The following is a 13,851-nucleotide window of genomic DNA, read 5'->3' on the forward strand; positions in this document are numbered from 1 at the left end:
AGGACTTTCCTTGAAATCATTTCCACGCAAAACGCTCAACTCGGCAGGCTAAAAAAGTGACGCTCTGATACAGCGGGTCGCCCTCAAAACTCCAACGTACTCGACAACGTCACCTGCCGCGAATCGCCCATGGAGACAAAGAACCGACTGGCCGCCGAGGTGTAGTAAGTACGGTCGAACAGGTTCTTCACATTGAGTTGAAACTTGACCCTTTGCCCTTCGACCCGAGTGTCGTAGGTGGCGAAGGCATCGGCCACGGTATAGCTCGGCAAGTCGAAGTCGTTCACCGCGTTACCGGCCCGTTCGCCGACGTACCGCGCACCGGCACCCACTCGCAACTGGTCGCCGCCGATAATGCTGCCGAAGTCATACACCGCCGACAGCGAACCGCTGTTCTTCGCCACGTTTTGCAGGCGCTTGCCTTTGTAGGTCGGGTCTTCGATGACTTCGGCATCGGTGTAGGCATAGCTGCCGATCACGCTCCAGCGATCACTCAACTGACCGCTCAAGTCCACTTCCAGCCCCCGGGAGCGCACCTCTCCGGCAGCGCTGTAGATCGTCGTCGGGCCTTCGGAGTTGGCCACCAGCACGTTGCGTTTCTTGATATCGAACAACGCGATGTTGCCCGTGATGCGACCTGGCATGTCGAGTTTGGCCCCCAGTTCCCAGGACTTGGCTTCTTCCGGGGCGACGGCGCCGTCGAGTACTACGGTGCTGCCGCTGAGCGGGGCGATGGTCGAGTTGGGTTTGAACGATTCGGTATAGCTGCCATAGAACGAGAGCTCATCGGTGTAGCGATACACCAGGCCCGCACGTGGCACCCATTTCTGCCCGTTGCTGTCGGTGTTGGCCTTGAACGGCCGGCCTTTGCCGGCGTACTGGTCGTATTCCTGGAAGCGCGCGCCACCCACCAGGATCCACTGATCGGTGAGGTGGATCGAGTCCTGCAGGAACACCGAATCGCTGCGCAGCAAATCGGTCTGGGCGCTGTCGGCCGGGCTGACGGTGCTGCCCGCGACTTCGCGGCCGTAGACCGGGTCGGTGTAGCTGAAGGTGGTCAGGCTTTTCTGGCGGATCAGGTCGGCGCGGTAGATCTTGCGGTATTCGTCATCGATACCGAATACCAGGTCATGTTGCATACCGCCGACATCGACCTTGCCTTCCAGGCTGGCCGTGGTGAAACGGTCGGTGCTGATGGCGTCCTGGGTGCCGTCCATGCTGCGGGTCAGCGTGCCCTTTTGGGTATTGATGGCCGTGACCCGAACCTGGCTGGCGTCGTAGGTTTCGCGGTTCCAGCTGTAGCCGAAGTGAGCGTTCCAGTTGTCGTTGAGTGAGTGATCGGCTTCGAAGTGGTACAGGTCCGAACGCCCTTCCATGTCGTTGAACGGCTCATCCAGCCGCCGCTGCCGGGGGATGTCCAGCGGATGATTGGTGTCGGGGTCGATGGCCGTGCCACGGTCGAACGGCGAGAGAAACTCGCGGTGTTCGTAAGCGAACAGCAGCTTGGTGCTTTCGCCGAACCAGGCCAGGGATGGGGCGATCAGGCTCTCGCGGTGGGTGCCGAAATTGCGCCAGTAGTCTTCGTCTTCATGGTCGAGGACCATTCGGTAAGCCAGCCCGGAATCCCCCAGCGCGCCGGTGCTGTCGAAGCTGCCGCCGCTGCCATTCTTGCCGTCGCCATAGGTCGAACCGCGCACCGTCAAGGCGTTGTATTGCGCCAACTCAGGTTTCTTGCTGACCATGTTCACCACCCCGCCCGGGTCTTGAATGCCATAGAGCAAGGAGGCCGGCCCCTTGAGCACTTCGACCCGGTCCACCGAGGCGTTCAGGCCTCGGCCCTGCACCACCGGCATGCCGTCGCGCATGATCGAACCGTTGCGGTTGTCGCCAAAACCGCGGGTCATTACCGAATCCTGGGTGCCGCCCAAGGTGTTGCCCTGGGTGATGCCGCTGACATTCGCCAGCGCGTCATCGAGATTGCGCGGCGCCTGGTCGCGGATGACCTGGGCCGGGATCACGTTGACGGTCTGCGGGATTTCCAGCAGCAATGCCTGGGAGCGCATCACCGAACTGCTGGGCGGCGGCTGATAGCTCAGCGGTTGCTGGACGATCGAGGTGATGGTGGTCGCCCCCAGGTTCAGCGCGCCTTCGGTAGGCTGCGGTTCGAGGGCCAGGGTGTGGGCGTCGGTCTGGCGAAAGGTGAAACCCGAATTGCTGAGCAAACGCTGCATAGCCTGCTCGGCACTCAACTGGCCGCTGACCGCAGGCGCCGTGAGGCCGTAAGGCGCTTCATCGGTGTAGACCAGGCTGAGGCCGGTGATCCGGCTGAAATCGCTCAATGCCTGGGGCAGTGGCTTGGACGCTATGGCGAAGTTGAACTGCGCGCGCTGCTGGGTGCTGCCTGCATCTGCGGCCAAGGCCATGTTCAGGGGTGACAAGGCTAAAGCCGAAACGGCCAGTGCCCCGGCACCGAACCATTGTTTAACCGAACCGCTTGCCGCCGACGTTGCCCTGGACTTCATGCTCATGACCTGTGTGTAGAAATGCTACGGATGCGAATGAATCGCACTTTCAAGCACTACACGGATGTCGGGCGGGTTTACCTCATCAGATATTTAAAAATATTTCTTTGGAATAGGTCAGCCAGTGCGCGTCGCCTGCAAAAAGATCGCAGCCTGCGGCAGCTCCTACACCGACCGCGTCCCCCTGTAGGAGCTGCCGATAGGCTGCGATCTTTTGATCTTTTGCGTCACCGCAAAATAATCAAATGCCCCAACACACTGTGCTGCTCAAACCCCAACACCCCCTGCAGGGAATTCAACACCGCCTGCGGATCCTTGCTCGGAAAACTGCCGCTGACCCGACGGGCAGCCAGCTCATCATTGAGCAGCACAATCCGCCCCGGGTAATAACGTCCGAGGTCTTTCACCACGTCGGCCAGTGGTGCCTTGTAGTAATTCAGCCAGCCCTGACGCCAGGCCAACTGCGCTTCGCTGTCGACGGCATGCAGTGGTTGTGCCGAGCCTGCGACATAGGCCACTTGCTGGCCGGCCGTGAGGATTTGTTGTGCTGCGCCCTTCTCGGCACTCACCCCGACCCGACCCGAGAGCACCGTCACCTGGGCGCCCGCCGGCTGCAGGCGCACTTCGAACTGAGTGCCGAGTACTCGCGCCTCGCCCCTTTCGGCTTCGACCACGAATGGCTCGCCGGTGTGAGTCACGCTGAAAAATCCGGCACCGCGGCGCAGTTGGATATGCCGTTCTCCCCGACTGAAATCCACGGCAATCGCGCTGTCGGCATCCAGGGTGACCCGGGATTGATCGGCCAGGGTGACGGTCCGCACTTCACCCGGCGCCGAAACATAGTCCGCGCCCAAATCATCGATCCAGCGCGATGGCTGCCAGCCGCTGCCCAGGGAAATCATCAGCAGCAAACAGGCAGCCATGGCCAGGGCACCGGACCAGCGCCGAAGCGAGGTGCGTCGGCAACGGTTCATGGCGTTGAGATAACCCTGCAAGGCGAAGGCCTCTTCCTGCGCCAGCCTACTCGCCGGGACTTCGCTCAATTCCCAGAGGACCTGGGCCTGGGCATACGCCTCGACATGGGCCGGATCGGCCTGCAACCAGCGGCTGAACGTGGCCTGATCGCCGCTGCTCGGCTGATCGTGCAACAGGCTCAGCCAGGCCAGTGCAGCCTGTTCCTGGGCGGGCGTCGGGGTGACGCGAGAGGTATTGATCACGGTGCTTTCCCTGGCGTACGTGGATTCGAAGGTTCCCGCAGACTCGCCTTGCAGGCTTCGAGGGCGCGCATCATATGTTTTTCCACAGCGCTTTTGGACAGCCCCATGGCCTTGGCGATCTCGGCGTACTTACGGCCGTGAATGCGGTTGAGCAAGAAGATCTGCCGCGTGCGCTCCGGCAAGCTGCGCAATGCCGCTTCGACGTGGCGCAGGTCATTGCCGGCCTCGAGCGCCGCTTGCGGTTCGCTGCCCTGGTTGTCCTGTTGCTCCGGCAGCCAGCCTTCGTTGACCCGCACCCGCGCGCCTTCGCTGCGCAAATGATCAATGGCGATGTTGCCAGCGCAGCGCAGCAAATAGGTACTGAGTTCTTCGACCTGCACCAGAGGCCGGCGCCAGAAACGCAGAAACAAATCCTGCACCAGATCCGCCGCCGTCGCCCGACAGCCCACCCGGCGACTGACCAGCGCTTCCATCTGCGGGCGCTGGGACAAAAACACCTGCAGGAAATGCGCCCGCCCGCCCGAGGCTTCAGCGCTACTGGCGCTCTCGGATTCGGGAGGCTCAGGGACTATCGAAGGCTGAATCATCGAAGACCGGCTCACCTAAAACTGCACGAACGTAACAAGCGCACTGGTGAGCAAACCCAGCCCCGCCAGGAACAAGGCCAAACGCGGTTGATACGGCATCAGCAACACCAGCAACAAGGCACTGAGCATCAATACCGCACACCACTGCACCAGGCCCAGGCTCCAATCGGTTGCCGCCACCGCGGCCCACAAAGACAGCGCCAGCAGCACCCAGCCGCTCAGCCGCAAGGCCTGACGGCGGCGGGCCGATGGTTTGCGCCCCAGCAGATCCGAGTGGTGACGGTCCATCGACAGGCACAGCAAGGTGAAACCGCCATAGCAGAGCAACAGCGCCAGGAACATTCAGTTCACCTCTGGTTCAGGGGTTGCCGGACGCGCCCGCTTGCTACGCGATTGAACCAGGGCTTTTGCCCGACCCGAGCGCTGCATTTTCCAGGCAGCCCAAGCGAGGAACAGTCCGCTGCCCAGGCACGTCAGATCGAAACCGGCCATGCTCCAGTCGCCTTGCATCAGGGAAACACCCAGGTGTTGCGAGGTGGTCAAGGCATTGAGCAATGGCACGCCCGCGAACAAGATCGCCGCCAGCCCCAATTGCTCGACCCAGGCCGCGCGACCGGCACGGACCATGGCGTGTATCAGACTCCCCCCCCAGAGCATGAAGAAACTATTGACCTCCCAATCGGCACGCTCGGCGAAGCTCACTGGCAACAAGCGATTGGCCCAGAAAAACCCCGCCACCGCGACCAGCAGGCCAGACATGCTGGCGATGTTCAGCACTTGCACCAGCCGTAATTCAAACGGCATCAGCGCGCTTTTGGCGTGTTTCAACTGGCGCTTGCCGAGCCAAAGCACCAGCCCGGTACCGATCATCGCCGTGCCCGCCAAACCGCAGATGAAGTACAGCCAGCGCAACAGCGGACCGGCAAAATGGCCCATGTGCAGACCGTAGAAACTACCGGCGATCGCCATCGGCAAGGGTTGTTCCGTGGACACTTTGAGTAGTTGACCGGTCACTGCGTTGAATGACACCGCACTGCCAGAGTCGTGGACCACACGGTCGGCGCCATGCCGGAAGACATTCACCGAAGCGTTCAGGTCGCCCGGGTTATTCACCGTCAACCGCCCGACTTGCCCACCCGACCACTGCTCGCGCGCCTGTTCGAGCAACGGCCCCAGCGCCATCAATTTGCCAGGCTTACCGGTTGCCGGCGGGTTGTCGGTGGCCGGGAATACCTCATTGAAAAATGCCCGGGAATCCTTGCCATAGGAAGCGACGATGCTCGCCGGCATCACCAGCGACATAAAAATCACCAGGCTGCTATAGGTGATCATCAAATGGAACGGCAACACCAGCACGCCGACGGCGTTATGCCCGTCGAGCCAGGAGCGCTGGCCCTTGCGCGGGCGGAAGGTGAAGAAGTCCTTGAAGATTTTCTTGTGGGTGATGATGCCGCTGATCAAGGCCACGAACATCACCATTGCCGCCGTGGTCGATAACCAACGCCCCCATGGACGGGGCATCTGCAACTCGAAATGGAAACGGTAGAAAAACTCGCCACCCGCTGTTTCGCGGGCCTGGACTTCGGCACCGGTCAAGGGGTCGAGCCACTTGTCGAAGAACTCGCCGCGCTTCCCCTCCCTGGCCTGCTCTTGCCACATCACCGAAAGCCCCGGCTCACGGGCATCGGGCAAGCTGATAAACCAACGCGCAGCGCCGCCGGCATGCTGTTGCAGATAATTCTGCGCCAGCCCCAGACTGGCATCGCTGTTTATCGACCGCGCCGGGACTTCCGGCTGCATCCAGTGGCTGATTTCCGCTTTGAAGTAAGCCAGGGTGCCCGTCAGGAAAATCGCGAACAGCAGCCAGCCGAAGATCAGCCCGCTCCAGGTATGCAGCCAGGCCATGGCCTGACGAAAACCCTCTTTCATGAAAGGCCCATCCTGTACGCCAGCCCGCTGACCGCCGCCAGCACCAGGCTCGGCAGTATCAGCCCGAGCCACGCCTGCCAGGCGCTGCGACAGGCGAAACACCAGAGCACCGCGACCAGATAGACCAGAAACGAGGTCATCATCGCGCTCACCACTGCTTCGGCTCGGGCCATGGGCAGCAACAAGCTCAGGCAGACACTGGCCAGCGCCGCGACGAGGTAACCGCCCAGCACCGCGGCCAGTACCCGCGAAGTGACTGCCAGTCGATAGGAAACGGGGAGCGAGCTGATTTTGCCTTTCATGTTTCGACCTTGAAACCGGGTGAGGACTCGTGAACGTCACGGGACCAACAAGGTCGCGATAGTAATGATAAATATTCTCATATGCAAAAGAGTCTGATTAGATCGCACTGCTAACGGATTGCCGGATGCCGGTGCCAGCCCCTACAATGCGAACAATTCCTGTTCTCTAACGCCTTCAAATGCGGCCGGAGTGGTCCCCATTGCAGCCCGCCAATACCGTCGAAGTCCTCTATCACGCCCATCACAACTGGCTCGCTGGTTGGTTGCGACGCAAGCTCGGCTGTCCTGACAGCGCGGCGGACCACTTATGCCTATGTTGACGCGACCCTCCGCGAAGACGGGCCGAGCAAAGGCAATCGCGTACCGTTCTCCTCGAAACACAAAGGCACGATCGGCGTCGGAAGCTGCCTGGAAACTGAATCTGGACAGCAGCTATCAGAGCGACCAGTTCGCCGACAATGCCAACACCTCGGCAGAAAGCGCCGATGGCAGCACCGGGAAGATTCCGGGCTACATAGTGTTCAGCAGCCGCGCGGCCTACGACTTCGGACCGTAGCTGGCGGACTTGAATGTAGCGGTGGGGCCAAGAACATCTTCAACCACCAGTACTTCACCCGCTCGTTCGATGACAACAACAAGGGCAAGTACGTGGGGGAACCGCGGACGGTGTATGTGCAGACGTCGGTGGCTTTCTAAGCGCCCAAACCAAAACGGGCCTGCATAAGCAGGCCCGTTTTCAATGGAAAGGTAAAAAGTTAATCAGGCTTCAGCCGTTTTGCGTAGCCTGTTCATTCTCGAGAAATTCTTCTTCCAGCAGCACATCGGCATGGGCGCCAGATCCGATTGGCACTACAGCAGCACGTGGTTTGCCACGCAGTTTGCCGAACAGGTGTTCCAGCGCATGTTCGAGTTTGGTGGCTGCACCTTCGATCGCCTGATCCAGCGTATCGGCTTTATGGGTGACCGAAATCGGTTGATGGCCTTTTGGCCGCGCCTCCATCTGGCAGCGCATATCGTGGGGACCGGGTTTGTCGCCGTTCTCGTCCCGCAGGTGAACCTCGATACGGGTCAGGTCTTCTTCGTATCGTTCGAGCGTGCTCTCAATGGTAGTACGTACCCACTCCTCCAGTCGGATGCTGCTTTGAATATGGTTATCGCTGTTGACTTGGATTTGCATAGTTCATCCCTTATTTCAGCTAGCTCGCGAGAGGCTCCCCGGTTGCCCGTTGGGCGTGATCACCGTGACCTCTTACTTACACAATCGGTCTGCTCGCAGAACAATTCAACCCCTAAAAAAAGATAAATATGGATTCGCAAAAAAAGCCGGACAAAGGGCAAATGCGCTGCTAAGGTCGGGAGTTAGGTCGCACCGGCCTCCCCTCCCCATTCCTCACAACTGCCCCTCGCCCAAAGGATGCAGGCTGCGAAAAATTCCCGCCTCCTCCACCAGCCAGTCATGCACCGCACGCACGCCCGGATGGCTCAGCGCCCCCGGCGCATAGAGCAGGACATAGCGCTTGTGATTGGGCACCGCGAGACCAAATGGCACGATCAACGTGCCGCGTTCCAGTTCGTCATTGAGCAGCGTTCGACGGGCAATGGCCACGCCCATGCCGGCAGTCGCCGCCTCAATCGTCAGGTGGTTGCGATTGAAGGTATGCCCGCGTCGCACATCCGCGCCTTCGAAACCGATGGCGTTCAGGTAGAACTCCCACTCCGCGTATTCATAACTGCCGCGCCAGGCGGTGATGTCGTGCAACAACGGAAAATGCACCAGGGCCGCCGGCCCGTGCAGTGGCGGTCGACCGCGCAGCAGGCTGGGAGCACAGACCGGAAAAATCTGCTCGTCGAGCAAGGCTGTGGATAACAAGCCGGGATAACTGCCGTCATTCAGGTCGATCGCCAGATCGAAGTCGCCTTCATGCAAGGGCACGCTGCTGTCCTCGGCCACCAGCCGCAACTGGATATCCGGGAAACGCTGCTGCAAACGCGGCAGACGCGGGGTCAGCCACTTGCTCAGGAACGACGGAATCGAGCGTAACCGCAGAATGCCGCTGATCATTCCGGCGTCCAGTCGTCGTAATTCCGCATCAATGCTGCCGTAAGCCTCGTTGACCGTAATGGCCAGTCGCTGGCCTTCAGCGCTCAACTCGACGCCCCGGGCGCGACGGTGAAACAGGCGAAAACCCAGCCGTTCTTCCAGTTGCCGAATCTGCTGACTGACCGCACCCGGTGTGATGTGCAGTTCTTCGGCGCAACGGGTAAACGACAGGTGCCGCGCAGCACAAGAAAACACGTGCAGCCAGACGTAGGTCTGGGCGTGCAATTGACGACTCATTGTTTAGTCCTGCTAAAGGCTGTCTTAGGAAGTTTCGTTGGTCACTGAGAATCGAGAGAGGCAGTATCGCCGACATTGCGCTCGTCCTACAAAAAATGGCAGCGATTCCTACTCCATTGCTTGTAAGGGTTTAGCATGGCTATCAGTGTTTTCGATCTATTCAAAGTCGGTATCGGGCCGTCCAGCTCCCATACCGTGGGCCCTATGCGGGCCGCCGCGACCTTCGCCCAAGCGCTGTTTGACCAAGGTCTGCTGGATGAAGTTCGGCGGGTGGAAATCCGCCTGTACGGTTCACTCTCCGCCACCGGCGTCGGCCATGCGACCGACCGCGCCTGCGTGATGGGGTTGATGGGCGAGTGGCCTGACAGCATTGATCCGACCAGCATCGGCCCGCGCATTCAGCAGCTACAGGAAACCGGTGAATTATCACTGGGCGGTCGCACGACCATCGCCTTCGACTGGCAGCGCGATCTGCTGTTGCTCGACGAAAGCCTGCCCTACCATCCGAACGCCATGTCTCTCACAGCCTTTGGCGAAAACGCTGAACTGTGGGAACAGACCTACTACTCGATTGGAGGCGGTTTCATCGTCGAAGCGGCCGAAGCCGAATCCGGGATCTCCCCGGCCAGCGATGTCGAATTGCCCTACGACTTTTCCAGCGCCGCTGAACTGCTCTCCCTCTGCAACCAGCATGGCCTGCGGGTTTCCGAACTGATGATGGCCAACGAACGGGCCTGGCGCAGCGACGCTGAAATCCGCAGCGGTCTGTTGCATATCTGGTCGGTGATGCGCGAATGCGTCGAGCAAGGTCTGCGCCACGAGGGCATCCTGCCGGGAGGCCTGAATGTGCCGCGTCGGGCAGCGAAATTGCACCGCAGCCTGCTGGAAATCGGCAAGCCGAATGTGATCAGTTCGACCTTGTCGGCGATGGAGTGGGTCAACCTGTTCGCCCTGGCCGTGAACGAAGAAAACGCCGCCGGCGGGCGCATGGTCACCGCGCCTACCAATGGCGCCGCCGGGATCATCCCGGCCGTGCTGCATTACTACATGAAGTTCAATCCCGAAGCCTGCGACGACGATGTCGTGGCGTTCTTTCTCGGCGCTGCGGCGGTGGGAATCCTCTGCAAGAAAAACGCCTCGATCTCCGGCGCCGAAGTCGGCTGCCAGGGTGAGGTCGGCTCGGCTTGTGCCATGGCCGCCGCCGGGCTCGCCGATATCCTCGGCGCCACCCCGGAGCAACTGGAAAACGCCGCCGAAATCGGCCTGGAACATAACCTCGGACTGACCTGCGATCCGGTCGGCGGGCTGGTCCAGGTGCCGTGTATTGAACGCAACGCAATCGCCGCAGTGAAAGCGATCAACGCTACGCAAATGGCCCTGCGCGGTGACGGCAAACACTTCATTTCCCTGGACCGGGTAATCCGCACCATGCGCGATACCGGCGCCGATATGCATGACAAATACAAAGAGACTTCACGGGGCGGCCTGGCGGTGAGCTGGGTGGAATGCTGAGACGCATTCCCTGACCGTCATTCCCGCGTGAGCCCGAGCAAGAACAATAACGAGGCGATACCGATGACCGATGTACGTACACCCGCTGCCGATAATCCCGCTGTAGACGTTTCACGCCACACCGTTGCGACCAGCAAAAGCTGGAGCAAACACGACACCACCTGGATGCTCGGCCTCTACGGCACAGCGATCGGCGCGGGCACCTTGTTCCTGCCGATCAACGCTGGCGTGGGCGGTTTCTGGCCGCTGCTGGTGCTGGCAGTGCTGGCCTTCCCGATGACCTTCTTCGCCCACCGCGGCCTGACCCGCTTTGTGTTGTCCGGGCGTTCCGGCGACATCACCGAAGTGGTTGAAGAACACTTTGGCGTCGGCGCCGGCAAGCTGATTACCCTGCTGTATTTCTTTGCGATCTTCCCGATCCTGCTGGTGTACAGCGTGGCGCTGACCAACACCCTGAGCAGCTTCATGGAACATCAACTGCACATCACACCGCCACCACGGGCGATCCTCTCGCTGCTGCTGATCCTCGGCTTGATGGCTATCGTGCGCTGTGGCCAGAGTGTGATCGTCAAAGCCATGAGCGTGTTGGTCTACCCGTTCGTCGCGGCCCTGCTGCTGCTCGGTTTGAGCCTGATCCCCAACTGGAATGGTTCATTCTTCGCCTCCGCCAGTGAAGGCATGCCGCTGCCAATGTTCTTCAAAACCCTGTGGCTGGCGATTCCCGTGATGGTGTTCTCGTTCAACCATTCGCCGATCATTTCCGCGTTTGCGCTCGACCAGAAGCAGCGTTACGGCGACCAGGCCGAGCGCAAGAGCAGCGGCATCCTGGCGATCGCCCACAGCATGATGGTGCTGACGGTGATGTTCTTCTGCTTCAGCTGCGTGCTGGCGTTGTCTCCCGCGGATCTGGCGGCTGCCAAGGCGCAGAACATCTCGATCCTGTCCTACCTGGCCAACCACTTCCAGACCCCGGTCATCGCCTATGCCGCGCCGCTGATAGCACTGGTAGCGATCACCAAATCCTTCCTTGGCCACTACATCGGCGCCAGCGAAGGCTTCCAGGGGCTGATCGTGAAAAGCCTGCGCAGCCGTGGCCGGACGATGTCGGCGAGCTGGCTGAACCGTGCGACCGCATTGTTCATGGTGCTCACCTGCTGGGCCGTGGCGACCTTCAACCCGAGCATCCTCGGGATGATCGAAACCCTCGGCGGGCCGATCATCGCCTGCCTGCTGTTCCTGATGCCGATGTATGCGATTCGTCGGGTACCGGCTCTGCGCCAGTACTCCGGGCCGCTGTCGAATGTGTTCGTGGTCGTGATCGGTTTGGTGGCGTTGTCGGCGATCATCTTCTCGTTTATGCCCTGAAACGGGCACACGTCAGGTGCAGCACTGTCTCCCGTAGCAGCTGCCGAGCCTGCGAGGCTGCGTTCGGCTGCGCAGCAGTCGTAAAATCAAGCACCGGGGTATTCCAGACAAACCGTGCAAGCAGGATTTACGACTGCTGCGCAGCCGAACGCAGCCTTCGGCAGCTGCTACACGAGCCGGACGCCAGCGGCTACGGTTCGCATAACGTTTTAACCAGCGTTAGGCCAGGAAGCCCGCCTTTTTTGTGCCAGTCATTGTCTGACAATTTTCCCGGCATGCCCTTTGCTTAATCCGTCATGAGGAGAAATGGAATGGCAAAACCTCAGCGAACGGCCTGCCGGTGGTCTGGAAATACGAACTAATCCTGATCACCGCCGGTCAATGACTGCAATGTTCCAATCAGGCGGTAACGCAATATGGACAATCCATTTCAGATCATTACCGAAGCCTTTGCCCCGCAGTACCAGGTCAACCTGAGCATTCAGGGGCTCGACGGGCGCATCATGCTGACGCTTTCCAACGCCGGCCATGTAGTGGCCAAGCGCATGATCAGCGCCGAACAGCGCAATGATCCGCAGCGCCTGACACGGCTGGTGCAAAGTATTCAGTTCGGCATCGCCATCGAGCATGGCCACAGCGCCATGGAGATTCTCGAGGCCATGACCGACAGCGACAACCTCACCCTGCTGGCGCCACCGCGCAAGGGCCGGCCTGCCGGCCAACCGGTGCGTGGGTTGGCGATTTAAAGCTCGCCCTTCTCCACTTCCAGAAACTCACCCGAACCCGCGGCGCCCTTGCGTTGCGGGCGTTCGACTTTCACCGAAGGGAACTGCGACGAAGCGTAACGCACCACCAGAATCGCAAACGCCAGCAGCAAAATCCCACCGCACAGATAAATAATTCCCAGGTCTGGCGGACTGTGGTGCGAAACGTTGGAAATCAGCAAACGGGTCAGCGCGGTGATCGCCACATAGATCAGGAAACGCACCGGCATGTGGTTGGTCTTGAAGTAAATCCCGACCATCGCTCCCAGCTCGAGGTAGATGAACAGCAGCAGAATGTCATCGATCTTGATATGACCCTCGTCGATCATCTGCAGAAATTCCATCACCGCCGCCCAGGCCGTTACCGCTCCAATGGCGAACAACGCCAGGTAATGGAAGGTCTCGACGAACAGATTGCCGAGGGACTCAGCCAGCTCGTGGACGTTTTGCCGCAGGTTCTCGGCCCAATTGATTTTCACGATAGTACTTCCTTAGGTCGTTTCGACCGGATCATGCGGGTTTGACGTGACGGTTGATCTGCATGCAGAAAAAAGGCCAGAGAGACAAGTGAGATGGTGGCGGTTTGGCATGAGGCACTTTCTGTGGTGTATATCTGACGCTACACGGGCAAGCCCTAACGCCAGTCAAGTTAACGGAAATCTATCGACTGGTGATTAATTGTGGCGAGGGGGCTTGCCCCCGCTGGGGCGCGTAGCGGCCCTAAAACCAGCCAGCCGCGGTGTTCCTGACAAAACACAGTTGCAGGTTTTGGGAGTGCTTCGCACTCCAGCGGGGGCAAGCCCCATAGGCGCTAACCAAATCTCAAGAGATAGTAGAATCTGATTCACCAAGCAAAGTGAGCAGCAGGGAAAGCAAGCGTGACACAAAGACTGGATGAAGATTGGCCGAAGCTGTTGGCGCTATTGCCGCAGGGATGGGAAGCCAAGGCAAAAGAGCTGGGAGCGCTGAAGTTCGGTCGCCGCTTCAGCGGCCCGGAGAGTTTATTGCGCACGTTATTGATGTATCTGAGCGCTGATTGCTCGATGGTCGAAACGGTGGAACGCGCGCGCGCTGGGGACTGGGTGGAGCTATCGGACGTTGGCCTGCTCAAACGGATCAATAAATCGGGTGCATGGCTGGGCTGGATCACTGAACAGTTGATCCAGCAGGCACCGACCGTGGCGATGAAATGTCCGGCGCTGCAGGGGCGCAGATTGCTTGCCGCTGACGGCAGTGTCGTGGCAGAGCCGGGAGCGGCCACATCGACATGGCGACTGCATTACACGATGGACGTCAGAACGCTGCGTTGTTGCGA

At 60.1% G+C, this 13,851-nt stretch carries 12 protein-coding genes and 3 pseudogenes; 6 read left to right on the forward strand and 9 right to left on the reverse strand.

Going from position 1 to position 13,851, the window contains the following annotated elements; all coding sequences use genetic code 11:
- Nucleotides 1–83: 83 nt before the first annotated feature.
- The 6 genes from F8N85_RS13440 to F8N85_RS13465 form a co-directional block, all read right to left on the reverse strand.
- Nucleotides 84–2,522 carry a TonB-dependent siderophore receptor gene (locus tag F8N85_RS13440; protein ID WP_150804083.1) on the reverse strand — a complete coding sequence of 813 codons (2,439 nt, stop codon included), beginning with the start codon at nt 2,520–2,522 and terminating at the stop codon, nt 84–86.
- A 227-nt stretch (nt 2,523–2,749) separates the two neighbouring features.
- The gene (locus F8N85_RS13445; RefSeq protein WP_150804084.1) at nt 2,750–3,739 is read right to left on the reverse strand and encodes a FecR family protein; all 990 of its coding nucleotides are present in this window, start codon (nt 3,737–3,739) and stop codon (nt 2,750–2,752) included.
- Nucleotides 3,736–4,326 carry an RNA polymerase sigma factor gene (locus F8N85_RS13450; protein WP_150804085.1) on the reverse strand — a complete coding sequence of 197 codons (591 nt, stop codon included), beginning with the start codon at nt 4,324–4,326 and terminating at the stop codon, nt 3,736–3,738. Before F8N85_RS13450 ends, F8N85_RS13445 begins: the two co-directional genes overlap by 4 nt.
- Before the next feature lie 15 nt (nt 4,327–4,341).
- A complete protein-coding gene (locus F8N85_RS13455; protein ID WP_150804086.1) occupies nt 4,342–4,668 on the reverse strand; it encodes a DUF3325 domain-containing protein in 327 nt (108 codons plus the stop codon).
- Nucleotides 4,669–6,255 carry a PepSY-associated TM helix domain-containing protein gene (locus F8N85_RS13460; RefSeq protein WP_150804087.1) on the reverse strand — a complete coding sequence of 529 codons (1,587 nt, stop codon included), beginning with the start codon at nt 6,253–6,255 and terminating at the stop codon, nt 4,669–4,671.
- Nucleotides 6,252–6,557, reverse strand: a complete 306-nt coding sequence (locus tag F8N85_RS13465; protein WP_150804088.1) for a DUF3649 domain-containing protein — start codon at nt 6,555–6,557, stop codon at nt 6,252–6,254. Before F8N85_RS13465 ends, F8N85_RS13460 begins: the two co-directional genes overlap by 4 nt.
- A gap of 200 nt (nt 6,558–6,757) precedes the next feature.
- Here F8N85_RS13465 and F8N85_RS13470 point away from each other — a divergent pair.
- Both F8N85_RS13470 and F8N85_RS13475 read left to right on the forward strand, forming a co-directional pair.
- Nucleotides 6,758–6,859: pseudogene (locus tag F8N85_RS13470) on the forward strand (RNA polymerase subunit sigma); the annotation flags it as partial.
- Between the two features lies 1 nt (nt 6,860).
- Nucleotides 6,861–7,253: pseudogene (locus tag F8N85_RS13475) on the forward strand (TonB-dependent receptor domain-containing protein); the annotation flags it as partial.
- 70 nt (nt 7,254–7,323) lie between these two features.
- On the opposite strand, the gene F8N85_RS13480 reads toward F8N85_RS13475, so the two are convergent.
- The gene (locus tag F8N85_RS13480) at nt 7,324–7,734 is read right to left on the reverse strand and encodes an HPF/RaiA family ribosome-associated protein (protein WP_150804089.1); all 411 of its coding nucleotides are present in this window, start codon (nt 7,732–7,734) and stop codon (nt 7,324–7,326) included.
- A 213-nt stretch (nt 7,735–7,947) separates the two neighbouring features.
- Entirely contained in the window at nt 7,948–8,895 is a 948-nt protein-coding gene (locus F8N85_RS13485; RefSeq protein ID WP_150804090.1) for a LysR substrate-binding domain-containing protein, read from the reverse strand.
- A gap of 135 nt (nt 8,896–9,030) precedes the next feature.
- Here F8N85_RS13485 and F8N85_RS13490 point away from each other — a divergent pair, with 135 nt between their 5' ends.
- The 3 genes from F8N85_RS13490 to F8N85_RS13500 all read left to right on the forward strand — a co-directional run bounded on the left by F8N85_RS13490 (nt 9,031) and on the right by F8N85_RS13500 (nt 12,518).
- On the forward strand, nt 9,031–10,407 hold the full coding sequence (locus tag F8N85_RS13490; RefSeq protein ID WP_150804091.1) for an L-serine ammonia-lyase: 1,377 nt from the start codon (nt 9,031–9,033) through the stop codon (nt 10,405–10,407).
- 63 nt (nt 10,408–10,470) lie between these two features.
- Complete coding sequence (locus tag F8N85_RS13495; protein ID WP_150804092.1) at nt 10,471–11,772, forward strand: serine/threonine transporter; 1,302 nt, start codon at nt 10,471–10,473, stop codon at nt 11,770–11,772.
- A gap of 416 nt (nt 11,773–12,188) precedes the next feature.
- Complete coding sequence (locus F8N85_RS13500) at nt 12,189–12,518, forward strand: DUF3509 domain-containing protein (RefSeq protein WP_150804093.1); 330 nt, start codon at nt 12,189–12,191, stop codon at nt 12,516–12,518.
- Here F8N85_RS13500 and F8N85_RS13505 read toward each other — a convergent pair.
- The gene (locus tag F8N85_RS13505) at nt 12,515–13,015 is read right to left on the reverse strand and encodes a phosphate-starvation-inducible protein PsiE (RefSeq protein ID WP_150804094.1); all 501 of its coding nucleotides are present in this window, start codon (nt 13,013–13,015) and stop codon (nt 12,515–12,517) included. The two genes, F8N85_RS13500 and F8N85_RS13505, sit on opposite strands and share 4 nt — an antisense overlap.
- A 399-nt stretch (nt 13,016–13,414) precedes the next feature.
- Between F8N85_RS13505 and F8N85_RS13510 the strand changes: the two are divergent.
- Nucleotides 13,415–13,851 (forward strand): annotated as a pseudogene (locus tag F8N85_RS13510) (hypothetical protein); the annotation flags it as partial.

Source organism: Pseudomonas fluorescens (assembly GCF_902497875.1).
Classification (GTDB): Bacteria; Pseudomonadota; Gammaproteobacteria; order Pseudomonadales; family Pseudomonadaceae; genus Aquipseudomonas; species Aquipseudomonas fluorescens_BR.